Annotated in this window: 23 protein-coding genes; 12 read left to right on the top strand and 11 right to left on the bottom strand. The window is 65.4% G+C overall.

Features of this window, described 5'->3' with window-relative positions:
* Window positions 1-288: 288 nt before the first annotated feature.
* A complete protein-coding gene (locus B0T39_RS14785; RefSeq protein WP_081547897.1) occupies window positions 289-1,515 on the bottom strand; it encodes an RtcB family protein in 1,227 nt (408 codons plus the stop codon).
* A gap of 264 nt (window positions 1,516-1,779) precedes the next feature.
* On the opposite strand from B0T39_RS14785, the gene rtcR reads away from it, so the two are divergent.
* The 4 genes from rtcR to B0T39_RS14765 all read left to right on the top strand — a co-directional run bounded on the left by rtcR (window position 1,780) and on the right by B0T39_RS14765 (window position 5,278).
* A complete protein-coding gene (rtcR, locus tag B0T39_RS14780) occupies window positions 1,780-3,372 on the top strand; it encodes an RNA repair transcriptional activator RtcR (RefSeq protein ID WP_081547895.1) in 1,593 nt (530 codons plus the stop codon).
* Window positions 3,373-3,450: 78 nt separating this feature from the next.
* The gene (locus B0T39_RS14775) at window positions 3,451-3,783 is read left to right on the top strand and encodes a metal-sulfur cluster assembly factor (protein WP_081547893.1); all 333 of its coding nucleotides are present in this window, start codon (window positions 3,451-3,453) and stop codon (window positions 3,781-3,783) included.
* The gene (locus B0T39_RS14770) at window positions 3,780-4,871 is read left to right on the top strand and encodes a hypothetical protein (RefSeq protein ID WP_081547891.1); all 1,092 of its coding nucleotides are present in this window, start codon (window positions 3,780-3,782) and stop codon (window positions 4,869-4,871) included. Before B0T39_RS14775 ends, B0T39_RS14770 begins: the two co-directional genes overlap by 4 nt.
* Entirely contained in the window at window positions 4,868-5,278 is a 411-nt protein-coding gene (locus B0T39_RS14765) for a hemerythrin domain-containing protein (RefSeq protein ID WP_081547889.1), read from the top strand. The genes B0T39_RS14770 and B0T39_RS14765 overlap by 4 nt, the downstream gene beginning before the upstream one ends.
* Here the strand turns inward: B0T39_RS14765 and B0T39_RS14760 are convergent.
* Window positions 5,268-6,146 (bottom strand): LysR substrate-binding domain-containing protein, encoded by an 879-nt coding sequence (locus tag B0T39_RS14760; protein ID WP_081547887.1) that lies wholly within the window; start codon window positions 6,144-6,146, stop codon window positions 5,268-5,270. The two genes, B0T39_RS14765 and B0T39_RS14760, sit on opposite strands and share 11 nt — an antisense overlap.
* A gap of 100 nt (window positions 6,147-6,246) precedes the next feature.
* Here B0T39_RS14760 and B0T39_RS14755 point away from each other — a divergent pair, with 100 nt between their 5' ends.
* Both B0T39_RS14755 and B0T39_RS14750 read left to right on the top strand, forming a co-directional pair.
* On the top strand, window positions 6,247-6,852 hold the full coding sequence (locus tag B0T39_RS14755; protein ID WP_081547885.1) for a LysE family transporter: 606 nt from the start codon (window positions 6,247-6,249) through the stop codon (window positions 6,850-6,852).
* 80 nt (window positions 6,853-6,932) lie between these two features.
* Window positions 6,933-7,685, top strand: coding sequence for a substrate-binding periplasmic protein (locus B0T39_RS14750; RefSeq protein WP_081547883.1), 753 nt, complete (start codon window positions 6,933-6,935; stop codon window positions 7,683-7,685).
* Window positions 7,686-7,821: 136 nt separating this feature from the next.
* On the opposite strand, the gene B0T39_RS14745 is transcribed toward B0T39_RS14750, so the two are convergent.
* The gene (locus B0T39_RS14745) at window positions 7,822-8,244 is read right to left on the bottom strand and encodes a MarR family winged helix-turn-helix transcriptional regulator (RefSeq protein ID WP_081547881.1); all 423 of its coding nucleotides are present in this window, start codon (window positions 8,242-8,244) and stop codon (window positions 7,822-7,824) included.
* A gap of 82 nt (window positions 8,245-8,326) precedes the next feature.
* Here B0T39_RS14745 and B0T39_RS14740 point away from each other — a divergent pair, with 82 nt between their 5' ends.
* On the top strand, window positions 8,327-8,902 hold the full coding sequence (locus B0T39_RS14740) for a YIP1 family protein (RefSeq protein WP_081547879.1): 576 nt from the start codon (window positions 8,327-8,329) through the stop codon (window positions 8,900-8,902).
* 1 nt (window position 8,903) lies between these two features.
* Here B0T39_RS14740 and pgaD read toward each other — a convergent pair whose 3' ends face one another.
* From pgaD to pgaA, 4 genes are all read right to left on the bottom strand, one after another.
* Complete coding sequence (pgaD, locus tag B0T39_RS14735) at window positions 8,904-9,377, bottom strand: poly-beta-1,6-N-acetyl-D-glucosamine biosynthesis protein PgaD (RefSeq protein ID WP_081547877.1); 474 nt, start codon at window positions 9,375-9,377, stop codon at window positions 8,904-8,906.
* A complete protein-coding gene (gene pgaC / locus B0T39_RS14730) occupies window positions 9,374-10,621 on the bottom strand; it encodes a poly-beta-1,6-N-acetyl-D-glucosamine synthase (protein WP_254894563.1) in 1,248 nt (415 codons plus the stop codon). The genes pgaD and pgaC overlap by 4 nt, the downstream gene beginning before the upstream one ends.
* Before the next feature lie 67 nt (window positions 10,622-10,688).
* Window positions 10,689-12,647, bottom strand: a complete 1,959-nt coding sequence (gene pgaB / locus B0T39_RS14725; RefSeq protein WP_141111235.1) for a poly-beta-1,6-N-acetyl-D-glucosamine N-deacetylase PgaB — start codon at window positions 12,645-12,647, stop codon at window positions 10,689-10,691.
* Window positions 12,647-15,070: a poly-beta-1,6 N-acetyl-D-glucosamine export porin PgaA gene (gene pgaA, locus B0T39_RS14720; RefSeq protein ID WP_081547875.1), complete on the bottom strand. Its 2,424-nt coding sequence runs from the start codon at window positions 15,068-15,070 to the stop codon at window positions 12,647-12,649. Before pgaA ends, pgaB begins: the two co-directional genes overlap by 1 nt.
* A 292-nt stretch (window positions 15,071-15,362) precedes the next feature.
* On the opposite strand from pgaA, the gene B0T39_RS14715 reads away from it, so the two are divergent.
* The gene (locus B0T39_RS14715) at window positions 15,363-15,842 is read left to right on the top strand and encodes a VOC family protein (protein ID WP_081547873.1); all 480 of its coding nucleotides are present in this window, start codon (window positions 15,363-15,365) and stop codon (window positions 15,840-15,842) included.
* A 10-nt stretch (window positions 15,843-15,852) separates the two neighbouring features.
* Here B0T39_RS14715 and B0T39_RS14710 read toward each other — a convergent pair whose 3' ends face one another.
* On the bottom strand, window positions 15,853-16,419 hold the full coding sequence (locus B0T39_RS14710; protein WP_081547871.1) for a MarR family winged helix-turn-helix transcriptional regulator: 567 nt from the start codon (window positions 16,417-16,419) through the stop codon (window positions 15,853-15,855).
* 136 nt (window positions 16,420-16,555) lie between these two features.
* Window positions 16,556-17,404: a 5'-nucleotidase, lipoprotein e(P4) family gene (locus tag B0T39_RS14705; RefSeq protein WP_081547869.1), complete on the bottom strand. Its 849-nt coding sequence runs from the start codon at window positions 17,402-17,404 to the stop codon at window positions 16,556-16,558.
* A gap of 307 nt (window positions 17,405-17,711) precedes the next feature.
* Here B0T39_RS14705 and B0T39_RS14700 point away from each other — a divergent pair, with 307 nt between their 5' ends.
* From B0T39_RS14700 to B0T39_RS14685, 4 genes are all read left to right on the top strand, one after another.
* Window positions 17,712-18,308 (top strand): TetR/AcrR family transcriptional regulator, encoded by a 597-nt coding sequence (locus B0T39_RS14700; RefSeq protein WP_081547867.1) that lies wholly within the window; start codon window positions 17,712-17,714, stop codon window positions 18,306-18,308.
* 90 nt (window positions 18,309-18,398) lie between these two features.
* Entirely contained in the window at window positions 18,399-19,139 is a 741-nt protein-coding gene (locus B0T39_RS14695; RefSeq protein WP_081547865.1) for an NADPH-dependent oxidoreductase, read from the top strand.
* Between the two features lie 48 nt (window positions 19,140-19,187).
* A complete protein-coding gene (gene nemA / locus B0T39_RS14690; RefSeq protein ID WP_081547863.1) occupies window positions 19,188-20,288 on the top strand; it encodes an N-ethylmaleimide reductase in 1,101 nt (366 codons plus the stop codon).
* A 435-nt stretch (window positions 20,289-20,723) separates the two neighbouring features.
* On the top strand, window positions 20,724-21,146 hold the full coding sequence (locus tag B0T39_RS14685; protein ID WP_081547861.1) for a hypothetical protein: 423 nt from the start codon (window positions 20,724-20,726) through the stop codon (window positions 21,144-21,146).
* A gap of 88 nt (window positions 21,147-21,234) precedes the next feature.
* On the opposite strand, the gene B0T39_RS14680 is transcribed toward B0T39_RS14685, so the two are convergent.
* Window positions 21,235-21,906 (bottom strand): UPF0149 family protein, encoded by a 672-nt coding sequence (locus B0T39_RS14680; RefSeq protein ID WP_081547859.1) that lies wholly within the window; start codon window positions 21,904-21,906, stop codon window positions 21,235-21,237.
* Between the two features lie 93 nt (window positions 21,907-21,999).
* A complete protein-coding gene (locus tag B0T39_RS14675; RefSeq protein WP_081547857.1) occupies window positions 22,000-23,688 on the bottom strand; it encodes an AMP-binding protein in 1,689 nt (562 codons plus the stop codon).
* Window positions 23,689-23,785: the final 97 nt, after the last annotated feature.

The following is a 23,785-nucleotide window of genomic DNA, read 5'->3' as shown; positions in this document are numbered from 1 at the left end:
CATGGTTCGTTTCACGCCTGAGGCAAATCGGCACAACGCCGCTTCAGGGGTTTGTTAGCCGCTACTAGAACCTATTTCCGATCCGCTTCGCGTAGAGAGACCTCACACGGCGAATGCCGCCGCGAAATGCTCTTGCACCGTACGCGTCTTCGGGCGCAACGCCTGGTTTCGCCCTTGCTCGCAAGATCGCAAACACGCTCTTTGAACCTGTTCAATGTCCGCCGCGCGCCAGCCAAACGGCTAGCAAAGGGCGTTAAAAAACGCGCGCGCCGGACCGGGAACGGGCCTTCACCCTTTCACGCACACCACCTGGCGCAAGGTATGCACCACTTCCACCAGGCTGGACTGCGCCGCCATCACCGCGTCGATGTCTTTGTAAGCCATCGGGATTTCGTCGATCACGTCGGCGTCCTTGCGGCATTCCACATGGGCGGTGGCGCGCCGCTGGTCTTCCAGATCGAAACGGCGCTTGGCTTCGGTGCGGCTCATCGCGCGGCCGGCCCCGTGGCTACAGGAGCAGAAGGCCTCCTTATTGCCCAGGCCGCGCACGATGAAGCTCTTGGCGCCCATGGAGCCGGGGATGATGCCCAGCTGGCCCTTGTGGGCGGCCACCGCGCCCTTGCGCGTGACTAGCACGTCTCGGCCAAAGTGGGTCTCGCGCTGCACGTAGTTGTGGTGGCAGTTCACCGCTTCCACCTCGGCGTCGAAGGACTTGGCGATCACGCCGCGCGCGGCGTCCACCACGTGGCGCATCATCAGTTGGCGGTTTTGACGCGCATAGTCCTGAGCCCAACCCACGGCTTCCACGTAGTCGTTGAAATGAGGGCTGCCCTCTTCGAAGTAGGCCAGTTCGCGGTGCGGCAAGTTGGCGATGTGCCGGCGCATATCCGCCTGGGCCAGTTCAATGAACAGGTTGCCGATGGCGTTGCCCACGCCGCGCGAACCGGAGTGCAGCATGAACCAGACCCGGTCCGCCTCGTCCAGACACACTTCGACGAAGTGATTGCCGGTGCCCAGCGTGCCCAGGTGGAGGTGGTTATTGGTTTTCGCCAGCTTGGGATATTTGGCCGCGATGACGTCGAAGCCCGGCAGCAGCCGCGCCCAGGCGGCGTCCACGCCGGCCGGCGGCCGTTGCCAGGCGCCCTTGTCGCGCCCGGAGCGGGGGGGGCTGCGGCCGTGCGGCACCGCGGCTTCGATGGCGCCACGCAAGCCGCCCAGTTGGTCCGGCAAATCCGCGGCGCTCAGCGTGGTGCGCGCCGCCATCATGCCGCAGCCGATGTCCACGCCCACCGCCGCCGGAATGACGGCGCCCACGGTGGGGATCACGCTGCCGATGGTGGAGCCCTTGCCCAGGTGCACGTCCGGCATCACCGCCAGGTGCTGGAAGATAAAAGGCAGCTGCGCGGTTTGCAGCAGTTGCTCGCGCGCGGCGTCCTCCACCGGGACGCCTTGCGTCCACATCTTGATGGGCGCGCCGTTGGGCGCTTGCAGGGTTTGGTAGGGATTCACGGTCATATTCTTGTCTTTCTTTGTGCATATCTGTTTTTGGCGCGCTGCCGGCGCGCTTCGCCCCAAGGCGCGGACAGGCTTGCGCCTCCGCACCCATTTCGCTTATTGCCAGAATCGTGCCAGCTTGATGACAACTCGAAATAAAACCAACAAGCCATTGATTAAACAATAACAAACCTTCCACGAGGGAACGAGCCGTCGTATTTCGCAAAAACACGGGTAAGTCTTTTTTGATAAAATAATCTATTCAATTATCCAAATAGATAAAATATGCGCGAGAGAGTGGCGATTGGTTTCCTGGGCACGGTGCTGGACCGGCGCGGCCACGGCGCCGAGCGCTGGAAAAAATGGCGGCCCTCGGTGGGCATTTGCGCCCAGCCCGACATGCCGCTGCGGCGGCTGGAATTGCTGCACGACAACCATCATTCGCGGCTGGCTCAGCTGACGGCTCAGGATATCGCCGCGGTGTCTCCGGGCACCGAAGTGCGGCTGCATCCGGTCAATCTGCAAGACCCATGGGATTTTGAGGAGATGTACGCGGCGCTGCACGACTTCGCCGCGCGCTACGCTTTCGACACCGAACGCGAGGACTACCTGGTCCACATCACCACCGGCACCCACGTGGCGCAGATTTGCTGGTTTCTGCTCACCGAATCCCGCCACCTGCCGGCGCGGCTGCTGCAAAGCTCGCCGGCGCGCCAGGGCCAGCGCCTGGCCGGCGAGGTCAGCCTCATCGACCTGGATCTGTCGCGCTACGATCAGATCGCGCAACGTTTCCGCCAGGAGAGCGACGACACCGTGTCCTTTCTCAAGTCCGGCATCGCCACCCGCAACTCGCGCTTCAACCGCATGATCGAGCAGATCGAGCGAGTGGCGGTGCGCTCCGACGCCCCCATCCTGCTCAGCGGCCCCACCGGCGCGGGCAAGAGCCAGCTGGCGCGCCGGCTCTACCAGCTGAAAAAGACGCGCCATCGGCTGGACGGCCGCTTTGTCGAGGTCAATTGCGCCACCCTGCGCGGCGACAGCGCGATGTCGGCTCTGTTCGGCCATGTGAAGGGCGCGTTCACCGGCGCGCACGGCGAGCGCGCCGGCCTGTTGCGCAGCGCGGACGGCGGCATGTTGTTTCTGGACGAGATAGGCGAACTGGGCCTGGACGAGCAGGCGATGCTGCTCAAGGCCATCGAGGAGAAACGCTTCTTCCCTTTTGGCGGCGATTGCGAGGTGCACAGCAATTTCCAATTGATCTGCGGCACGGTGCGGGACTTGCGCCAATGGGTGCGCGCCGGCCGTTTCCGCGAGGATTTGTACGCGCGCATCAATCTATGGAGCTTCGACTTGCCCGGCCTGGCCGAACGCCGCGAGGACATCGAACCCAATCTGGAGTTTGAACTGGCACGCCACGCCGAGCAGCACGGCCTGCGCGCCCGCTTCAACGCCGAGGCGCGCCGCGCCTACCTCGCCTTCGCCGCGTCTCCGCAAGCGCGCTGGCAAGGCAATTTCCGCGAGCTGTCCGCCTCGGTCACGCGAATGGCCACGCTGGCCGACGCCGGCCGCATTGACGAGGAAGGCGTCAGCGAGGAGATCGCGCGGCTGCGTCACGGCTGGCAAGAGCCAGCGCCGGACGAAGCCTTGGCGGCGTTGGACCCGGAGCGTCTGACGCAGCTGGACCTGTTCGACCGCATGCAATTGGAGGGCGTGCTGCGCGTCTGCCGCGACGCCGCCTCGCTGTCCGAGGCCGGCCGCCGGCTGTTCGCCGCCTCGCGTCAGTTCAAGGCCCAGCCCAACGACGCGGACCGGCTGCGCAAATATCTGGCGCGCTTCGGCCTGGATTGGGAGCAGGTGCGCCGCAGTGATTTAGGCTGAACGGCCTATTGCCCGGGCGCGGTCGGCGGCGTAGCATCCATAAGGTGTAAATTATATATATCTTAAAAGGCGGCCACCATGTCCGACTCGCTTTCATCCGAACAGCAACAGGAAGTGGACTTGGCGCGCAGCTTGCTGCGCCAGGTCATAGACCCGGAAATCGGCGTCAACATCATCGACCTGGGCCTGGTCTATCGCATTGACCCGCAAGCGGAGCAATTATTGATCGAGATGACCATGACCTCGCCCGCCTGCCCCATGGGCGAAATGATCATGGACGAAGTGGAATTCGCGCTCACCCACGGCCTGCCGCCGCAGCGCCGCATTCATGTCAATCTGGTTTGGGAGCCGGCCTGGTCGCCGGAAAGAATGAGCGAGGACAGCCGCCGCCATTTCGGCTGGCAGGCATGAGCGCCCGGCTGCCCTGGCTGGGCCTGGCCGCGCTGTCCCTGCTCTGCGGCGCGCTGGCCGGCCTGGCGCGCCTGGGCTGGGCCGTCCCGGCCGCCACCGCGGCGCTGGCCGGCTGGCACGGCGCGTTGATGATAGGCGCCTTCTTCGGCGGGGTAATCAGCCTGGAACGGGCGGTGGCCTTGAATCGCCGCTGGGCCTTGCTGGCGCCGGCGGCCGCGGGCCTGTCCGGCCTGAGCCTGATCGCCGGCCTGCCGCCGCCGACGGCGCAGTGGCTGCAGACGCTGGCCTCCGTCGTCTTGCTGGCCGGCGGCGTCCAGGTGCTGCGGCGTCAGCCCGCCGCCTTCACCCTGACCCTGGCCGCCGCGGCGCTGTGCTGGCTGATCGGCAGCCTGGCCTGGCTGCTGGGCGGCGATTTGCAAGCGGCCATCCCCTGGTGGCTGGCCTTCCTGATTTTGACCATTGCCGGCGAACGGCTGGAGCTGACCCGCTTGCTGCCGCTTGCGCCCTCGGCCCGGCGCGGCTTCGCGCTGGCGGCCCTGGCGCTGTGCGGCGGCGCGGCGCTGTCCCTGTGGTGGCCGGACGCCGGTCTGCGGCTGTACGCGGCTGCCTTGTTGGCGCTGGCCGTCTGGTTGCTGCGCCACGACATCGCTCGGCGCAACGCGCGCCAGCGCGGGCTGACCCGCTACATCGCCGTCGCCCTGCTCTGCGGCTACGGCTGGCTGGCGGTGACCGGCGCCTTGGGCCTGGCCGGCGCGCTGCTGCCCGGCCACCCCTGGCGCGACGCGGCTTTGCACGCGGCGGGCCTGGGCTTTGTGTTTTCCATGGTGTTCGGCCATGCGCCCATCATCATTCCCGCGCTGACGCGGCTGAAGCTGCCTTACCACCCGCTGTTCTACGCGCCCTTGGCGGCTCTGCACCTGTCCTTGCTGCTGCGGCTGTACGGCATGCTGGACGGCGCTTTCGCCTGGCGACGCGCGGCCGGCCTGCTCAATGCGCTGACCCTGCTGTTTTTCGTCGTCCTGCTGCTAAGCAGCCTGCGGCGCGGCCGCGCCCCGGCGGATAGACCCCGGAAAGAAACCTCATCATGAAGCGACACCCCGCCTTGCAAGAATTGTCCCGCGAACACCACCACGCCTTGAAAATGGCGCGCCAGGCCCGGCTGGCCGCCGAGTCCGGCGACCCGGAACGGCAAGCGCAACAGGCCGCCGCGCTGCGCGCCTGGAGCGCCGACGCGCTGGAACGACATTTCGCGGAAGAAGAAACCACGTTGTTGCCGCGGCTGGCGCAGACCGAGCACGCGGCGTTGGCCGCGCGCGCGCTGGACGAACACCGCCGCCTGCGCGAGCTGATCGCGGAATTGGCCACGCCGCAAGCGGCCGCGCTGACGCGCTTCGCCCAGTTGATGGAAGCCCACGTGCGCTTTGAGGAGCGCGAGCTGTTCGAACGTTTTCAGGCTGGCCTGCCCGCTGCCGACGGCGCGGCGCTCAGTCCCTAGGCAAATCCAGCGCCATCTGCCGGCGCAGCCACTCCAGCACCGCCCGCCGGCGCGCGTCGCCGTCGAACGGCCTCGACGACAACAGCACATAACCGGAACCGTCCTCGCAAAAGCCGGCCGGCGCCGTCAACTGGCCCAGCCTCAGCGCATCCGCCGCCATATAGAGCGAGGCGATGGCCAGCCCCATGCCCGCTTCGGCCGCCTGCAAGCTGAGGTAAAAATGTTCGAAACGCCCAGCTTCTCCCGCTGCTTCCACGCCCTTCGCCGCCAGCCAGCGGCTCCAGGCCTCCGGCCGGCTGTCCGTGTGCAACAGGGGCAAGGCGCGCCAGTCTCCGCCCGCGGCCAGCAGCCGCGCCGGCGCGCACACCGGCCCCATCCGCTCCCGCGCCACTTCGGCCACGTGATCGCCCAGGCCCCAGCCGCTATCGTCGCGGCGCAGCGCCAGGTCGATTCTCTGTGAGGAAAAATCGACTTTCCCGCCGGCGGCGGACAGCAGCAACTCGATGTCGGGATGTTCGGCCTGGAAAGCCGGCAAACGCGGAATCAACCAGCGCATCGCAATGGTGGGCTCGCAGGACAGCCGCAGCGGCGCGTCCGCCTGTCGTTGCGCGCGGGCCGCGCCCTGCTCCAGCACGCGCAAAGCCTCGGCGCAGCTTTGGCGAAAGCTCTCGCCGGCCGCGGTCAGAAACACCGCCCGGTTGCGTCGTTCGAACAGGGCCACACCCAGCCCCTCCTCCAATTGCTTGACCTGACGGCTGACCGCACCGTGGGTCACGCACAGTTCCGCGGCCGCCTTGACGAAGCTGCCGTGGCGGGCGGCGGCTTCAAAGGCGCGGACGGCGGTCAAGGCCGGAATGCGATAGCTCATCTGTGATTTTTCCTCACGCAATGCAAGGACAATAAATCGATTTTCCCCGCGCGCCAAGCCCGCGACAATCGCGGCGTCTTCTTCTGAAAGCCTTGTCGCGATGAATGAACTCCTGACCGTAGCCCTGCTTACCTTGCTCGCCGTGATCAGCCCCGGCTCCGACTTCGCCGTCATCACCCGCAACAGCCTGCAATACGGGCGCGGCCACGGGCTGCTGGGCGCCTTCGGCATTGCCTTGGGCGTGCAATTCCATGTGCTGTGCGCGCTGCTGGGCGTCAGCCTGCTGCTCAGCCGCACGCCCTGGCTGCTGGCCGGATTCAAGCTGCTGGGCGCCGCCTACTTGCTCTACATCGGCTACCGCACCTTCGTCCAGCCGCCGCTGGCCGCCGGCCCCGCGGATAGGGGCGGCCAGCAGAGCGCCTGGGCCGCGCTGCGCGCCGGCCTGCTGTGCAATGCGCTGAATCCCAAGACTTCGCTGTTCGTGCTCAGCCTGTTCAGCCAGGCGGTGAACGCGGACACGCCGCTGTCGCTGCGCGCGGGCTACGGCTTGTTCATCTCCGCCGCGCATCTGGCCTGGTTCGCGCTAGTGGCTTTGCTGTTCACTCAGCCGCGGCTGCACGCCGGCATGCTGCGCCGCCAACGCGGCTTGAACCGGATCATAGGTTGCGCCTTGATCGGCCTGGGCGCCGCGCTGGCGCTACGCTGAAACCGCCCATTTGTCATCAAGCAGGTCCTTTTGTCTGGCAAACTGCCATGCTGTGAACCATCACGCATAACGGACAAAAAATGGTCATACCGGGGACTCTCATCCGCCTGCTGCTGGCGGCGCTTGGCACATGCTGGGCGCTGTCGGCCGCGGCGGCCGACATCAAGGCCTATACCGAGGACCTGCCACCGCTCAGCTATGTGGAAAACGGCCGGATCAAGGGCTATGCTGCCGAGGCTTTGCGCCTGGTCGCGGCAGAGGCCGGGCTCAGCCTGGAAATTGACGTTCAGCCCTGGCTGCGCGCTTACGCCACGGTGCGGAAGACGCCGAACGCGCTGTTGTTCGCCATGGTGCGCACGCCGGAGCGGGAAACGCAGTTTCAATGGGTGGGGCCGATAGGCCCGCGTCGCGTCTTCCTGTACCGGCTGTCCGCCCGCCGCGACATCCGCCTGGCCGGCGCGGCCGACGCGCGGCGCTATCGGGTAGGCGCGTTGGCCGGCTCCGCCGCCTTCAGCCGGCTGGCGGCGCTGGACCCGCGGCGCGAAGGGCTGGACGCCGGCCAAGACGATGCGGCCAACCTGAACAAACTGCTGCTGGCCCGCGTCGATCTGGTGGCGATGCTGGACTGGGCGATGCGCTGGCATCTGGACAAGCTGAAGTTGCCGCCGCGCACGGCCGCGCCGGCTTATTTGCTGGACGGCGGGGGGCAATACTGGTTCGCGCTCAATCCGGACACGCCGCCCCAGCGCGTCCTCGGTTTGCAGAAGGCCTTGAACCGCGTCGCCGCGGACGGCCGGCTGCGACTGCTGCGCCGGCGCTATCTGGGCGATTAAGAGCCGCTGACAAAACCTCGCAGAGAACCTGAGCCAAGGCGCGTCGACGCAGAAAACAAAGTTTCTGCGAAGCTACAGTACAAGTCGTACGCCAAGGAGGCGCAACGCAGGATCAGGGTTTGGGTCAAAGCTGGGTCTAAGTCGGGTCGAAGCCCGGCGGCGCAAGCTTATCGCGCAGCAGGCGGATTTCGTCGCGGTGCAGCGCGGCCAGCGCCTGCGCCTGGTTGCGGCCGGCCTCGGTCAGATGGATTTCCACCTGCCGCCGGTCCTCGCGGCCGGGCCGTCGCCGCACCAGGCCCAGCTCCTCGCAGCGGCTGGCCAACGCCACCACGCCGTGGTGATGGGATTGCAGACGCTCCGCCAGTTCGCCCACCGTGGCCCAGTCGCGGCCCGGATAGCCTTGCACATGCAAGAGCAGTTGGTATTGCAGCGGGGTCAGGCCGTGGCCGCGGCAGGCGTCTTCGCTGAAACGCAGAAACACGCGCAGTTGATGGCGGAATTCGGATAGGCGTTCAAAATCCGCCTTGCTCAGGACGGGGGAGTCTGAAAAGGGATTCATGCTTGAATTTATATCACATCATGATACATATTGAGAGTAGCTTACCACCCGCCATGCCAGACCGTCCTCAAGGAGCTTTGCCATGAAACTGAGCCATTATCCGAAGATGCTGTTTTCCAGCCACGGCGGCTGGGACGAGTTGCGCGGACGACCGCCGTCGCCGCGCAGCCTGATGCTGAAGCTGGTGCTGCCGTTCTCGCTGCTGCCCGCCTTGATGATTTGCTATGCCGGCCTGGCCCACGGCCAGCTCTACGCGCCCGCAGCCGGCCTGGACCGCTGGCTGGCCGCCGCCGCCTTGTTTTTCGTCGCCGAGCTGGCCACCGTGCCGCTGATGGCCTGGACGCTGCAAACCCTGGCCTCCAGCCACAAACTGGCCGCGGGTTTCGATCAATGCTTCCTGCTGGCGGCCGGCGCGGCGGTGCCGCTGTGGCTGTCCAGCCTGGCCTTGCTGGCGCCGGATTTCGCCTTCAATCTGCTGGGCGCGCTACTGGGCCTGGCCGCGTCCTTCGCCCTGCTCTACCACGGGCTGCCGGCCATATTGGGACTGGAAGAGGAAGTGGAGTCGCAGCACTTCGCCTATAGCGCGTTGTGCGCCGGCGCGGCCGCCTGGGCGTTGTTGCTGGCCTTGGTGCTGCTGCCTTTGTTCGGCGGCTGGTGATTCAAGCGGGCGGCGGCAAGCGCGTCACGGTTTCGATGCGGGCGATGCCGCCCTCGCCGCAATGGTGGACCACCACCACCTTGGCGGCCTGGCCCTTGCGCAGCTCCTTCGGCGGCAAGCCCAGGTCTTCCGCCAATTTCTCCAAAGTGACGTTGGGAATAGGGCTGCGTTTCTGCTTGCCGGTGAAGCGCCAGTAATTCAAGCGCGACCACAGCAGCAGGCATAGCCCGATCAGCGCGATCTCCAAACCGTAGCCGCGCAGCTTGCTCAGGTGTTCCGGCGCGTCCTCCGCGCGGAGCGCCGCCGGCAACACGTCCCGGCCCCAGATCAGGTAGCCTACATAGGCCAGGGCCGGCAGCCACAGATAGAACCACGCCAACCAGCACACCAGAGTCATCAGCCAGGACAGCAGCCGCTGCAAGGCGCTCATATTGTGCGCGGCCTGGATGATCAGGCCGTCTCCCAACCGGCTCATGCCCTCACTCCCCGGTCCGGGCTGACCCACCGCGCGCGCTTGCCCTTTTTGCGGAACACGGCCTGCGGGAAAGCCACGATCGTGGTGCAGACGTTCAGCAGCCAGTAGACCAGCGGATACCACACCATCCAGTAGTAGTTCTTGCCCAGTTTGGCGTCGTACTGGCTATCCATCATCTTGCTGATCATGAACTGCAGCATGCAAGTGCCGCCCAGCACCATGCCGTGCCAGCGCGGGATCAGCGGCGTGCCCATCTGGGGCAGCCAGTCGTCCAACACCAGGCTCAGCAGCCAATAGACGATGATGCCGGCCATGGTGTAGGACCACACCACGCTGAGGAAGTACTCGGAATACACCGGCCACATATGGCGGTGCCGCCAGGTGCGCAGCACCCAGGCGTTGCGCATCAGCGCCTGGGTGCCGCCCTTGGCCCAGCGCAGCCGCTGCTTCCACAGACCGCGCAGGGTTTCCGGCATCAATATCCACACCAGCGCGCGCGGTTCGAAGCGCACGTTCCAGTGCTTGAGCTGGAGTTTCCAGCTGATATCGATATCCTCGGTCAGCATGTCCTCGCTCCAGTAACCCGCCTGGTAAACCGCGGTCTTGCGGAAGGCGGTGATCACGCCGGACACGGTGAACAATCGGCCGTAAGTGCGCTGCGCGCGCTTGATCAGGCCGATGATGGCGGTGAACTCCCCCACTTGCAGCCGCCCCAGCAAGGTGGTGCGGTTGCGGATGCGAGGGTTGCCGGTGACCGCGCCCACGCGCGGCGAGGTCAGGAAATGGCGCATCAGCCATTTGCCCGCGTACGGGTCCAGCAGCGCGTCGCCGTCTATGCACAGCAGGTATTCATGGCGCGCCAGCGCCAGCGCGGTGTTGAGCCCCACCGCCTTGCCCTGGTTGGTGGCCTGGTGCACCACGCGCAGCCGCGGATGCGCGGCGGCCAGTTCGTCCAGGATGGCGCCGGTGGCGTCCCGGCTGCCGTCGTTGACCGCGATCACTTCGAAATCCGGATAATCCAGCGCCAGCGCGTAGGCCAAAGTCTCGCGCACATTGTCTTCCTCGTTGTAGCACGGCACCACCACGCTCAGCGGCGGGTAATCCAGCGTTGGCGGCTGGTTCAGCGGCGGATCTTTTCTTTCGTAGTGGAGGTAGTAATGCACCGCCCCCACCATCCACAAATACGCCATGAACAACGGATAAAAAAAGGCATATGCCAACAGCAGTATCAATGCCAGGTTCACAACGCGTCTCCTCGCCCCTTGATGCGATGAATCATCAATCGTCTATGCGGTCCCCCGCCGCCTGCCTTCATTCTTCCGGCCTCGCCGTCAGCGAGAACACTCGCTTGAACGTCTTCAGCCTGGGCTGGTCATGGAACAAGTCGTCCGGGTAGTAGGCGATATGCCGCGCGCCCAGGGTGTTGAGTTCGCGCACCGTGGCCGCTAGCTCCGCGGTGGGGATAGGCTTGCGGCTGCGCCAGTCCACCGCCTGCAGTTCGAACACGGTTTTTTCCAGCGCGCCCGGCCTGGCCGCCACTTTGTCGAACAGGCGCCGCATCCAGGCCTTGGGATCGGCCGCGTTTTCCATATACGGCATCGCCATCACCGCCACCCGGTCGTAGCGGTTCAGCGCGCTGTCGAAGGACTGGGCGAACCAGGTCTCCGAATCCGGGTTGAGCACCACCTCGGCGTAGAGATTGCGCGCGGTGCGCAAGTCCGGCTGGTATTGGCGCACCACGGCCGCCAGTTCCATGCTGAAGTCGTCCAGCAAGGCGGTTTTGGCGTGGGTCCAGCGCGCCATTTGCTCCGGATCGGCGCGCACTTCGGCCACGCCGGCGGCCAGGCCCTGCCCTTGCCGCGCCTGACGCGCCGCCTGGCCGGCGTCTTCGAAATCGGACAAGGTGGCGTCGTCGTGGAACAACAGGCCGCCGAAACGGGAGCTGCGCGCCAGGTCTTCGTAAATCTCCCGGATCAGTTGGCGCACAGGCGGGGAATACGGGGTCAGCCGCGCATAGCCCTGCGCCTTGGCCTGAGCGCCGCCGGCCTGCTCCGCCAGCACTCGTTCGCCTGCCAGAGGATGGCCGGCCGGCAGGGCGAAGCCCAGGAGCGGCATCCAGGCGTAGACCCTGACGTTGGCCCGGGTCTGCAATTGCCAGGCGGCGCGGTTGAACAGGTCCGCGCGCATCGGTAGGTGACGGTTGGGGAAATACAGCGCCTGCGCCACGCCGTCGCCGTCGGGATCGGCGAAGGCCTGCAGGTAGACGGTGCTCACGCCCATGGCCTTGACCCGGTCCAGCAGCCGGCCCAGGTTTTCGTCCTGCCGTTTGGGGTCGGGGTCGTAGATGTAGTCCAGGTCCACGTGCATGATGCGGCTGGGTTCGGGCCGGACGCCGTCCGGCCAGCCGTTCAGCTGCTTGAATTGGTAAGCCAGATCGGCCAGGTCCATATTGGCGTCCAGCAGCACCCGGCGCAGCGAGGACAGCGGGGTAGCACGGTCGTTGATGCCCGCCCCCAGGCCCATGGTCACCGGCATGCCCTCCTTGGCCGCCACCTTCGCCGCCTGCGGCGAATAGCTGCCGTAAGGCCACACCATCGCTCTGGGCGCCGCGCCCAGCCGCGCCTTGAGCAGCGCGCTGTTGCGGCGCAAATCGTCCTGGATGCGCGCCAGATAAGCCGATTCGCTTTCATAACCGCCAGCGCGGTAGGCGCGGGCAGTCAGGGCCGGCTCAAGATTGCCCTGGGGGTTGGCCTGCACCCCCAGATGAGAGGCATAGCTGTGGCTGGCCACTTCCACCAGGCCGCTGGCCCGCATTTCGCGGATTTGCTCCCAGCTCAGGAATTTGCTCCGCCCCGCCATGCTGTCTCCATAGCTGACTTGGCTACCCTCGGGCGCTTCCAGCCAACTGCCCACCAGCGCAATCACGGCCGGCGCCTGGAACAGCTTCAGCACCGGATAGACATTGGTGTACACGCTGCGATAGCCGTCGTCGAAAGTCAGCAGCACCGCCTTGTCCGGCAAGGGCTTGCCGCCGGCGCGGTCATCCAGCACCTGCTGCAAGCTGACAAAGCTGTAGCCCTGGCCCCGCATCCATTCCATCTGTTTCACCAGCGCGCGGGCGTCCACCGCGAACGGGTCCGACGCGCCGCTATCGGTCTTGTCCACCTCGTGGTAGCACAGGATCACCAGCCGCCCGGCCGCCGCTTGCGCCCAGCCGCTCCACAACAGGCAGGCCGTCATCAGGGCCGCCAGCCATTGTTTCATTTTCATCAGAAGCGCCAATCCAGATTGAGATACACCTTGTTGCCGGTTTCCGCCTTGCCGTCATAGGGATGGCGCACCCGGGTGAAGCCGTAGCGCAGGCTGCCGCGGCTGCCCCAGCGCCACTCTTGTTCCAGCAGCAGACCCCACACGCCGCCGGCGCCGAAATCGCGCTGGGTATAGCTGCCCAGCGTCAAGCCCAGGCGCTGATGCCAGGTGGTTTCGTACTCGCCCCACAGCTTCCATTCCTGCATCGCCGTCACCGAAGCCTCGCCGTCGGCGCGCGGGTTGAAGTAGCGGGCGGACGGCACCACGTCGTTGGCGCTGGCCGCCAGCGTCAGAATGGTGTTGAGCTTGTAGCGCGGGCCGCTGACCCAGCGCTGGTCCCAGTTGGCGGACACGGCGCGGCGCAGATTGCCGTCGGACAAGGACAGAGCCTCGGCTTGCAAGGCGTAGCTGCGATAGTCGTCGGCGCGGTACTGCAAGCTCAGTTGGGTCCGGTTGCCGCGCACATCGTCCAGGCGACCTTTCAACGGCGCTTCGGCACTGTTCAGCTCAAAGCGAGCGCCCAGCGTCCAATAGTCGTCCGGCGTCCAGTCGTAGCCGGCGAAAGCGCCGCCGCGCCGCCCGCCGTCTATCTGGCCGGTAAGGCCGAATTCGCCGCGCCCTTGTTCGCCGCGCCATTCCGCGCCCATGCCCAGCGCCTCGTAACGGGCCGAGGCCGTCTCGTTCACATAGCTGGCGCGTTGCAACTGGTGCAGACCAAACAAGCGCCAGTGGCCGAACGGCGACGAATACAAGCGCGCCGAGCTCTCCCAGGCGTTTTGTTCGCCCGCGCCCTGGCCGCCGCTCAAATCCTTCTTCCCCTCCAGCACCAGTTCCGGCCGCCGTTCCAGCCGGGCGCGTTCCCTCAGCTGGCGCACGCCGGCGTTGTCCACATCCAGCTCGCTCAGCTTCAGCAGCTGGCGGTCCGCCTCGTCCAGCTCCTGCAAATCCAGCGCGGCGCCGGCCAAGCCGGTTGCCGCCGCTTCCGGCTGGTCCGGCTCGTCCACGCCCAGCCGGGTGAACACGCCTCGCGCCCGCCGCGGCCAGCCGCGCATCAGGGCCAGGCTGCCCTGGTTCTGTCGCAATTCGGGATTGAACGACGCCTCGTCCAGCAAAGCCTCCATCTTCTCCCAGCCGCCGCGGGTGTCCTCTTGATAGGCGGTCACCATCGCGTCCAGCAAGGCCACGCGCTGGAAGGCCGGATTAAACACGCGCCTGCCGCTGGCGCGGTCGGTTTTCTGCCGGGGAGCTGCGGCTTGCAACACGGCCAGCTCCCGGCGGCAGGCAGCGTGCTGGCCGGACTCCAACAGGGCGTAAACCAGGCCGATGCGCCAATCCAGCGCCTCGTCCGCCTGCGGCGCGTCGCGCAACGCCGAGCGGTACAGCGCCTCGGCCCGCAGCGGCTGGCGCAGGTTGAGATAGGCGTCGGCCAAGGCCGCGCGGGCGTACGGCGACCACGCCTGGCCGGCCTGCTGCCGGTCCAGGTCTATGGCCTGCGCCGACAAGCCTCGCTGCTGCAGCATTTGCACGCGGTCGTCCGCCGCCAGCGCGGCGAACGGCGGCCGCGCGGCTTCCGGCCGCGCCGCGATGTCCTGATTAAGCTTCAGCGCCGCGTCGGTTTGCGCGTGCCGGCCAGGCCCGCTGTCCTGGCTTTCCTGGATGCGTCCCCAGCGGCTCAAGGTGGCCGCGCGGTCGAAATCGACCTGCAAGGCCAGCCGGGGATCCGCGATGGACGCCTGGCCCGCTTGCCACGGCGCGCCCAGGCGCAGCAAGCAGCCCAGATAACTGCGCTCCAGTTCTGGGTCTCCGGGAAAGCGCGCCCGCGCGCGGATCAGATAGTCCAGCGCCTGGGTCAGGTCCCCGCTTTGCAGCAAGACGTAAGCGCGCGCGCGGGCCAACTCCAGTTCGTCGGCCGGCGAGCCGGGCGGCGCGGCGTCCAGCGTGGCCAGCGCGGCGGCGGCCTGCCCGGCCTCGGCCTGGGCCATCGCCAGCCCGGCGCGGTAGCCCGCCGCCGGCTGACGCGCCAACAACAAGCGGTACAGCCGTTCGGCCTCCACCGCGTCGCGCTGATCGCGCGCTACGCGCGCCAGCCGCGCCAACGTGTCCGCCGACATGTCGGCTTCGTGCCCCGGCAGCAGCCGCAGGGCCTCCACACCGCGCCCGCTCCAGCACAGCAGGGTCAAATAATCGTCCAGCAAGGGCGCGGCCAACGGTCCGCGCGCGCGCTCCCGCTCCAGCAACGCCAGCGCCGGCGCGGTCTGCCCCGCCCTGGCCTGGACGATGGCCGCCGCATACTCCGGCTGTTTCCAGACCGGCGTTTCCGCGCCCGCCGCGGCGCCGGCCAACAACAAACCAGCCGCCAGGCTGGTAAATAGATTTCGCGTCATGCTTGACCCGTCATGGTCTCTATCAATATCAAGTTATAAGTTATTAAACGAATACTAAATTTCACTCAATTAGATAGCAAGTTTTTTTTCTATTTAAATCTATTATTTAAAATAATCCGCATGGAAACCTACCCTACTCGCATGAGGCCAATATAGCCGCTGGCGCGCGGCTTGCTGGCTCGACTAATGATTCCGTTCTTCCCAACAAAAATATGCTTGACGTATAGTACGTATAGCGTACTATATAGCGACAGGCGGCCGCCTTGCCTCATCCACTTAAGGAAGCACACTAATGGCTATCGAAGTATTGGAATTGCACCATCATGGCTTGCGCATGCCGCTGAACCTGCTTGAGGCCATGGGCGCGTTTTACCGCGACGTGCTGGGCCTGGACGCCGACGCCGGCCGCTGGCACATCCCCGGGGTGCCCGGGTTTTTCCTGGACCTGGGCAACGACTGCCAGATCCATCTGCTGGGCAACGACGGCGTGTCCCCGTATGCGCAGGGCGCGGATCAGGATCCGGTGGACAATCACGTGGCGCTGGCGGTGAGGGACATCGCCCAGGCGGAGGCGGAATTGCTGCGGCAAGGCATCGCCCACTGGAAACAGGCCAACGTCGCCGCGCCGGAACTGACGCAATTGTTCCTGCGCGACCCGGCCGGCCACTTGATAGAGCTGCATCAGATCGGCCATTGCCGCTGCAAAGCCAGCGACCGCGCCCGCGCCGACGCGCTGGCGGCGGCGGGCGCTCAGCCCGGCGCGCCGCGCTGAAACGGCTGCTTCAGTCCGTTTTCAATCTGCTCCACACTTTGGCGAGCAAGGACCAAAGCGCCGCGCATTCGCTCTCGTCCAGCGCCTCGGTCAGGCGCTGGCAAGCGCGCCAGAAGCCCGGCAGCGCCTGTCTCAGCAGTTCCCGGCCGGCCTCGGTCAGGCTCAGCTCCAGGCTGCGGCGGTCTTCGTCGCGCAGTTGCCTTTGCAGCAGGCCACGCCGTTCCAGCCAATCCAGCTGGCCGGTGACGGTGGAGCGGGTCACGCCCAGATAATCGGCTATCGCCGACGGGGTTAGCGGCCCGTTCCGCCACCATCCCCGCTCTTGCAGCGAAAACAGCATCAACACGTTCAGCTTGCTTTCAGTCACATCCAAGGCCTGCAAATCCGCGTTCACCGCATCCAGCACGTCGTCGCTCAACCACAGCAACAGCAGGCCGAGCTTGGCGTGGGTCTGGCTCACCTCCTCGCCGGCGCTATGCGCCAGCAATTGTAAATGCGGGGCGATGGCCGGCTCCAGCGCGCGCGCGGCGGCGGAAGCATCGGACGGAGGAACGGAAGTGGCGGCGTCGGCGGACATGGCTTCAAGATAATGAGGAGGAATCAAACCCGCGGCAGGCTTTGCCGGCCGCGGAAACGAGGGCAGCGCGCGGCGCTCCCGCGGCTATCATAGTGGCCGGCCCGGCGCGACGCAAACGCCCGCAGGGCCCGGCCGCTCAGGGCGCCGGCTTCCAGGCAGATTTGCTGGCGGCCTTCTTGAAGATCTCACGGTTGCGGTCTGTGGCCGGCGGTTCGGAATCGCCGAAGATGGCGCGCATCCAGTGACCGTCGGTGGGATTGGGCATCAGGATGAATTTGCGGCCGAACAACTCGCGGTCTTCCTCCATCAGCCGCGCGCGCTCGTCCACATCTTTCACATAGTATTTGCGCTGAAAATCATTGAGATTGTCGCCCAACATCGCCACCACATTGTATTGGGCGGCGATCTCCTTCTGCCGCGGCTCCTTGTTGGAGCTGTCGCGCAGAATGGTCACGTGTTTTTCGTCGACGAAGGGAAAACCGGCGGCCCGCAAATTGCCCAGCGCGTATTCATAGGTCTTGTCGCCCTGGTCGCGGCTGCTAACGTAGAACACTTCCACCCCCTGCGCTTTGGCGTAGTGGAAAAAATCCAGCGCCCCGGGCGTGGCGGTGAGCTTGTTTTCCGGAATCCATTTATCCCAGATCGCGTCGTCGAAGAAATCCCGGTCCTGTTGGATCAGATAGCCCCAGTAATTGACGGCGTTGAGCACGGTGTCGTCGATGTCGGTGATCACGGCCAGCGGTTTGTCGCCGGGCTTGCGCGCCGCCAGCGCCTGATCCAGCCGCATCCGCGCCAGATTGAAAGCCTGGTGGTAGAGCGCGCGGTATTCCGCCGCGGTCTGCTTCCAGGCCGCAGCGGCGATCAGTAGATTATTGCCGCCTTTGCCGGACGGGCCGTTGCGGTTGTCGGCCTCGGCGGCCTGGGCGCCGTGCCCAACGCTAAGCGCGCACAGGGCGGCAATGGCGGCGCGGCTGAATTTGTTCATGGGGATCTCCTTTGTCGTTTGCTCTTGTCCAGGTTCCGGGCGCCCCGGAACCTGGACAATCTACCTTGAGACGACCTAGCTTTGAACCTGCTTATGATCTCGCGAGCTAGAGCGAAACTTTGCACAGGCTCTTAGCGTAAACCCTGCACTTTAATTACAATTGATTATTATTATCAATAAATGACATACCAAAAGCATGAACTGTCCGCCTGATTCGCCGCCCTCGCCCTTGCCGCCAATGCGTCGCCTCCCCCGAGGATTGAAAAATTCCTTGATACTAGACGACCGGTCTAGTAGACTTCAGCCCATGTCACGCTCCAACCAGTTTTCAGACACTCGCGAACACCTGCTGGCCACCGGCGAAGCCATCATCCTAGGCAAGAGCTTCTCCGCCGTGGGCCTGGCGGAAATCCTCGGCGCGGCCGGGGTGCCCAAGGGTTCGTTCTACCATTACTTCCGCAGTAAGGAAGGCTATGGCGTGGAACTGCTGCGTCGTTATTTTGAGAAATACGACGGCAGACTGGTGAGCTTTCTGTCCAAGGACGCCGGCAGCGCCCGCGATTGCCTGCTGCATTATTTCGACGGCTGGCTGGAAACCCACCGTTGCGATCAGCCGCAGCGCTGTTGCCTGGCGGTGAAGCTGGCCGCCGAGGTCTCCGACCTGTCCGAGCCGATGCGCGAGGCGCTGGCCGAAGGCATGAGTTTCGTGGTGCGCAATCTGGCCGCCTGCATCCGCCGCGGTCAACAGGAGGGCTCGCTGGACGCGGACCTGCTGCCGGACGAAACCGCCAGCGCGCTGTACAGCCTGTGGGTGGGCAGCGCGCTGCTGTTCAAGACTCAACATTCACGCGCGCCGCTGTTGGCGGCGATGGCGCACACGCAACAAATTCTGCGCGCGCCCTAGCCAAGGCGAGGCCGCTCACACCCCGCTCCCCGGAGCGGGTTATTTTGAAATTAAAACTAGACGACTGGTCTACTTCAAGGAGCCCAAAGCATGAACTCGACATTGGAACTGATGCAAGAGCACCGCAGCGTGCGCAGCTACCAGGACAAGCCCATTCCCGCCGAGGTACTGGACGCGGTGCTGGACGCCGCCTGGAAAGGCCCCACCTCCATCAACGGCCAGCAGGTGTCGCTAGTCGTGGTGCAGGACGCGGAGCGTCGCCGGAAAATCGCCGAAATCGCCGGCGGCCAGCCATGGATCGCCCAGGCGCCGGTCTTCGTCGCCATTGTTCCCGACTTCTACAAAACTCGGATCGGCGTGGAAAAAGCCGGCGCCGAGCAAGTGATCCACAACAGCGTGGAAGCCTTCGCCGTCGGCGCTGTGGACGCCGGCATCGCCCTGGGCAACCTCATGACCGCGGCCCGTTCCGCCGGCCTGAGCGTGGTGCCCATCGGCGGCATCCGCCGCGACCCGCAAGCCATGGTGGAGCTGCTGGAGCTGCCGGAACTGACCTTCCCGCTGGTGGGAGTGGTGCTGGGCTACGCCGATCAGGACAGCGCGGTCAAGCCGCGGCTGCCGCGCGCCAGCTTTGTGCACCGCGAACGCTACCAGGCGGCGGAACTGCCGGCTATGATCGCGCAGTACGACGCGTCCATCATGGATTACTGGAAGAGCATTCAGCGCACCGACGGCCAGCCCTGGTCCGCCAACACCGCGCAGTACTACCGCAACGTGTATTTCCCGCAGGTCGCGCCGGTGGCGCGCAAACAGGGTTTCGGTTTCGATCTGTGATCGCGCCCGCCCACTTTTCCCCGCTTAAATAGAGCCAAGGACATCGCAATGCAAGCCGACAAACTGTTCACCCCGCTGCGCGTAGGCGCCGTGACCCTGAAAAACCGCGTGGCGATGGCGCCGCTGACCCGGCTGCGCAACACCGAGCCGGGCGACGTGCCCACCGAACTGGCGGAAACCTATTACGCCCAACGCGCCGGCGCCGGCCTGATCGTGGCCGAAGGCACCCACATCTCCCCCACCGCCAAGGGCTACGCCGGCGCGCCGGGCATCTACAACGAAGCGCAAGTGGCGGCCTGGACCAAGGTCAACGCCGCAGTACACGCCAAGGGCGGGCTGACGGCGCTGCAGCTGTGGCACACCGGCCGCATCTCTCATCGCTCGCTGCAACCGGACGGCGAAGCGCCGGTGGCGCCGTCGGCGATCCAGGCCGACAGCCGCACCAATATCCGCGCCGCCGACGGCAGCCTGGTGCGCGAGCAATGCGATACCCCGCGCGCGCTGGAAGTCTCCGAGCTGGCAGACATTCTGGAAGACTACCGCCGCGCCACCGACAACGCGCGCCGCGCCGGCTTCGACCTGGTGGAAATCCACGGCGCCCACGGCTATCTGCTGGACCAATTCCTGTCGCCGCAAGCCAATGTCCGCACCGACGAATACGGCGGCAGCGTGGCCAATCGCGCGCGCTTCCTGCTGGAGGTGGTGGACGCGGTGGTGTCGGAATGGGACGCCGATCACGTGGGCATCCGCATCTCGCCGCTGGGCATCTTCAACGGCGTCTCCAACACCGACCAACTGGACATGGCGCTCTACCTGGCCGAGGAACTCGCCAAGCGCAAACTGGCCTTCCTGCACATTTCCGAGCCGGACTGGGCCGGCGGCCCGGTGCTGGACGAGGGCTTCCGCCAAGCGCTGCGCCAGCGCTACCCGGGGGTGATCATCGGCGCCGGCGCCTATACCGCCGAGAAGGCCGAAACCCTGATCCGCAAAGGCTATATCGACGCCGCCGCCTTCGGCCGCAGCTATATCGCCAACCCGGACCTGGCCGAGCGCCTGCAAAGCGGCGCGCCGCTGAACGAGCCGGACCCGGCGACCTTCTACGGCGGCGACGAGCGCGGTTATACCGATTATCCGTCCATGAACATCTAAGCCTGCCGCTAACCGCCAAACACGCGGCGCGTCTTCCCATCCACGGGAACGCGCCGCTTTTTCATGGCCGCCCCCACCCAGGCTTGCCAGCCGGCTATTTTCCACCCGCAGCCGATACCAGCCGCGTAAGCAAGCATTGACGGGCTTTCTACGCCCGGCCTGCGCCTTGACCCGGCAGCGGGCAACTGTGCACAATCGCTGCCGTGCCGTTCCTCGCGGCACCGGACTTGGCCGTCCGGCGAACTACACTGCGAACAAGCGCTTGAGTCTTGCGTTTGGATCGCTGCACTCGTGCGCGCTCACAATGGCGGGCCGGGTGGGGACACCTTAGCGGGTGTGCCGGAGTCGTGTAGTCCGGTCGGCCAACCCTGTTCGGTCTGCCACCTCCGCTTGGCCGTGGGGGTGGCAATGAAAAACCGCTACACGGAGGTGACCATGTCGATCAAAACCCCATCCCGCCGCCATTACCGTCCGGACCCGGACCCAACATCCCGCGCGGAGTTGCCGTTTGCCGGCAACGCGTCCAACCGACGCGGCATCCATTGCTGGCAAGTTCCGCCCATAGACGACCAACACGCCGCGCATTTGCTGGGCCGCGAATTCGCAGGACATTTCATCAAGTATTTGCAGGACAACCCCGGCGACGGGCTGCGCAATCTGCTCGCTCAAATCGCCGCGGACATCGACTTTAGCGACGATGGCGCCGCCAAAGGCTATTGGGAAGGCTTCTTCAGCCTGCTGGAGCAAGTGCTGGCGCTGACCACCTCTCTCTTGGACGTATTCGACTACATCGACCGGCTCAACGCCCGGGAGGCCGCCGAACGCGCGCTAAAGCCCGCAGCCGCACCCGGTACTTAACAATTTCAGCAAGCGCCGAGGCGCCCCAGCATGAAAAAAGGAAGCCTTACGGCTTCCTTTTTTTGCTCCCGGCGCGGCGCGCGGGAAATCAGTTGCGGCCGCAGCAAGCCTTGTACTTCTTGCCGCTGCCGCAGGGGCAAACATCATTGCGGCCCACTTTGTCGCCTTCGCGGCGCACGGTACTGGGCGCCTGTTCCTTGGCGCGCCAGTAGGTGTAAACCGCGCCCAGCGCCTCCAGCATTTCTTCCTTGTAGCCTTCCACTTCCTCGTCGCTGAAGGTCAGCAGATCTTCGCCGTCCTCTTGCTCGAAAGCGCCGCCCAACACCAGCATAGGCATCATCAGGCTTTCAAAGCCCTCGTCCTCGTCGGCCACTTCGAACCAGTCGGTCTCCACCACGTCCAGCGCGTAGAGGAAGGCGTTGGCCCACGGCCAGTAGTCCGGCTCGTCGCTGTCGCTATCGTCTTCCGCGTACAGGATCAGGTCCAGTTCGTCGCCGGCCGCCAGCGCGGCGGCGGTGGCGTCGTACAACTTCTGCAGCAGGGTTTTCAGTTCCGCCGCGTCGTCCGCGCTCTCAAAGACCGGCGCATCGCCCAGCACTTCTTCCAGCCAGAAATCGGCGTCCACCGCGTCCGGACCGCACGCCAGCGCGGCGAAAAAGCCCTGCACTTCGTCCGGGCGCATGGTGCTGCCGCTGGCGGACAAGGGGGTCAGCAGGTTTTCCAGACGCAGCAGATCGGCGTCGTTGAATACGGTAGTCATGATGGATTCCTCAGCTTAAAGATCAGTCTGGCGGCATTGTAAGCCAAAAAGCCCCGACAAGCCGGGGCTTTTGTCCCCATAGTTTGCGGCGGCTCAGGCGGTTTTGCCGTCCGCCAGCCCCAACTTCTCCTTCATCTTCTCGCGCATCACGAATTTCTGGATCTTGCCGGTGATGGTCATCGGAAAACTATCGACGAATTCGATGTAACGCGGAATCTTGTAATGCGCGATTTGCCCCTGGCAAAAAGCACGGATATCGTCGGCGCTGGCGCTTTCGCCGTCGCGCAACCGGATCCAGGCGCACAACTCCTCGCCGAATCTATCGTCCGGCACCCCAATCACCTGCACCTCCTGAATCTTGGGGTGGCGGTAGAGAAACTCCTCCACCTCGCGCGGGTAAATGTTCTCGCCGCCGCGGATCACCATGTCCTTGACCCGGCCCACAATATTGACGTAACCGTCCGCGTCCATCTCCGCCAGGTCGCCGGTGCGCATCCAGCCGGCGGCGTCTATCGCCTCGGCGGTCTTGGCCGGGTCGCCCCAATAGCCCGGCATCACCGAATAACCGCGCGTGCACAATTCGCCGCTCTGGCCGCGCGGCACGATGCGGCCTTCCACGTCCACGATCTTCACCTCCACGTGCGGATGGATGCGCCCCACCGTGGCCACGCGTTTGTCCAGCGGCGTGTCAGTGGCGCTCTGGAAGCTCAGCGGGCTGGTCTCGGTCATGCCGTAGCCTATGGTCACCTGGCTCATATTGAGCTGACTGGTCACCCGCTTCATCACCTCGATCGGACACGGGCTGCCAGCCATGATGCCGGTGCGCAGCGTGGACACGTCGTAATCGGCAAAGTCCGGCCGGTCCAGCAGCGAGATGAACATCGTCGGCACCCCGTGCAGACCGGTGCAGCCCTCCTCCTGCACCGCGCGCAACACCTCCTGCGCGTCGAAGCTCTCCGCCGGAAACACCATGGTCGCGCCGTGGCTCAGGCACAGCAAGGTGCCCAGCACCATGCCGAAGCAATGGTAGAGCGGCACCGGGATGCACAGCCGGTCGTCCGGGCCGAACGCCATCGCCGCGCCGGCGAAGTAAGCGTTGTTCAGAATATTGTGATGGGTGAGCGTAGCGCCCTTGGGGCTGCCGGTGGTGCCGGAGGTGAACTGGATATTGATCACGTCGTCGAACTGCAGCGTCTCGCCCAAGCGCTGCAACCCGGCTTTCTCCTCCGCCGACGGCGCGGCCATCAGGTCGGCGAAATTGAGCATGCCCGGCGTGTGCTGCTGCCCCAGGCGGATGACGATCTCCAACTGCGGCATGGCCGCGGACTTGAGCCGGCCCGGCTCGCCGACGGCCAGCTCCGGCAGCAGGTCCGCCGCCATCGCCAGGTAATCGCTGCTCTTGAAGCTGGGCGACAGAATCAACGCGCGGCAGCCCACCTTGCCCAGCGCGTATTCCAGCTCGGAGCGGCGGTAGGCCGGATTGATGTTGACCATGATCAGGCCGGCCTTGGCGGTGGCGAACTGGGTCAGCGCCCACTCGGCGTTGTTCTGCGACCAGATGCCGATGCGGTCGCCGGGCTTGAGGCCCAACCGGATCAAGGCGCAGGCCAGCCGGTCCACCTGCTCGCGCAACTCCTCGTAGCTCCAGCGTATCTGCTGATGACGCACCACCAAGGCTTCGCGGCGTGCATGCTCGCGGCAGGTCTGGTCGAACAACTGGCCTATGGTCTGGCCGATCAAGGGCTGGGGGCAGGCGCCATGGACATAGCTGGGCAAGGTCATCCGAATCTCTCTCCTGGTGGACGGTACGTATCGCTGTTGTTTTTTTCATTCATCCCACAAGTTGACGATTACGTAAACGTAAATCATGCTAGGGCTG

Origin of the sequence: Chromobacterium haemolyticum (genome assembly GCF_002081825.1) — a bacterium.
Lineage (GTDB): Bacteria > Pseudomonadota > Gammaproteobacteria > Burkholderiales > Chromobacteriaceae > Chromobacterium > Chromobacterium fluminis.
Note: the sequence above shows the minus strand (reverse complement) of the source record. Positions and strands in the feature narration are given on the sequence as shown.

What these genes read in the sequence shown, in the direction of transcription:
- B0T39_RS14740 (WP_081547879.1), top strand. Translation starts at nt 8,327, where the DNA reads ATGAAACTGAGCCATTATCCGAAGATGCTGTTTTCCAGCCACGGCGGC.
- B0T39_RS14755 (WP_081547885.1), top strand. Translation starts at nt 6,247, where the DNA reads ATGAATGAACTCCTGACCGTAGCCCTGCTTACCTTGCTCGCCGTGATC.
- pgaD (WP_081547877.1), bottom strand. Translation starts at nt 9,377, where the DNA reads ATGAGCCGGTTGGGAGACGGCCTGATCATCCAGGCCGCGCACAATATG.
- B0T39_RS14750 (WP_081547883.1), top strand. Translation starts at nt 6,933, where the DNA reads ATGGTCATACCGGGGACTCTCATCCGCCTGCTGCTGGCGGCGCTTGGC.
- B0T39_RS14675 (WP_081547857.1), bottom strand. Translation starts at nt 23,688, where the DNA reads ATGACCTTGCCCAGCTATGTCCATGGCGCCTGCCCCCAGCCCTTGATC.
- B0T39_RS14770 (WP_081547891.1), top strand. Translation starts at nt 3,780, where the DNA reads ATGAGCGCCCGGCTGCCCTGGCTGGGCCTGGCCGCGCTGTCCCTGCTC.
- B0T39_RS14745 (WP_081547881.1), bottom strand. Translation starts at nt 8,244, where the DNA reads ATGAATCCCTTTTCAGACTCCCCCGTCCTGAGCAAGGCGGATTTTGAA.
- B0T39_RS14715 (WP_081547873.1), top strand. Translation starts at nt 15,363, where the DNA reads ATGGCTATCGAAGTATTGGAATTGCACCATCATGGCTTGCGCATGCCG.
- pgaA (WP_081547875.1), bottom strand. Translation starts at nt 15,070, where the DNA reads ATGACGCGAAATCTATTTACCAGCCTGGCGGCTGGTTTGTTGTTGGCC.
- B0T39_RS14785 (WP_081547897.1), bottom strand. Translation starts at nt 1,515, where the DNA reads ATGACCGTGAATCCCTACCAAACCCTGCAAGCGCCCAACGGCGCGCCC.
- B0T39_RS14700 (WP_081547867.1), top strand. Translation starts at nt 17,712, where the DNA reads ATGTCACGCTCCAACCAGTTTTCAGACACTCGCGAACACCTGCTGGCC.
- nemA (WP_081547863.1), top strand. Translation starts at nt 19,188, where the DNA reads ATGCAAGCCGACAAACTGTTCACCCCGCTGCGCGTAGGCGCCGTGACC.
- B0T39_RS14760 (WP_081547887.1), bottom strand. Translation starts at nt 6,146, where the DNA reads ATGAGCTATCGCATTCCGGCCTTGACCGCCGTCCGCGCCTTTGAAGCC.
- pgaB (WP_141111235.1), bottom strand. Translation starts at nt 12,647, where the DNA reads ATGAAAATGAAACAATGGCTGGCGGCCCTGATGACGGCCTGCCTGTTG.
- B0T39_RS14765 (WP_081547889.1), top strand. Translation starts at nt 4,868, where the DNA reads ATGAAGCGACACCCCGCCTTGCAAGAATTGTCCCGCGAACACCACCAC.
- B0T39_RS14695 (WP_081547865.1), top strand. Translation starts at nt 18,399, where the DNA reads ATGAACTCGACATTGGAACTGATGCAAGAGCACCGCAGCGTGCGCAGC.
- rtcR (WP_081547895.1), top strand. Translation starts at nt 1,780, where the DNA reads ATGCGCGAGAGAGTGGCGATTGGTTTCCTGGGCACGGTGCTGGACCGG.
- B0T39_RS14705 (WP_081547869.1), bottom strand. Translation starts at nt 17,404, where the DNA reads ATGAACAAATTCAGCCGCGCCGCCATTGCCGCCCTGTGCGCGCTTAGC.
- B0T39_RS14775 (WP_081547893.1), top strand. Translation starts at nt 3,451, where the DNA reads ATGTCCGACTCGCTTTCATCCGAACAGCAACAGGAAGTGGACTTGGCG.
- B0T39_RS14680 (WP_081547859.1), bottom strand. Translation starts at nt 21,906, where the DNA reads ATGACTACCGTATTCAACGACGCCGATCTGCTGCGTCTGGAAAACCTG.
- B0T39_RS14685 (WP_081547861.1), top strand. Translation starts at nt 20,724, where the DNA reads ATGTCGATCAAAACCCCATCCCGCCGCCATTACCGTCCGGACCCGGAC.
- B0T39_RS14710 (WP_081547871.1), bottom strand. Translation starts at nt 16,419, where the DNA reads ATGTCCGCCGACGCCGCCACTTCCGTTCCTCCGTCCGATGCTTCCGCC.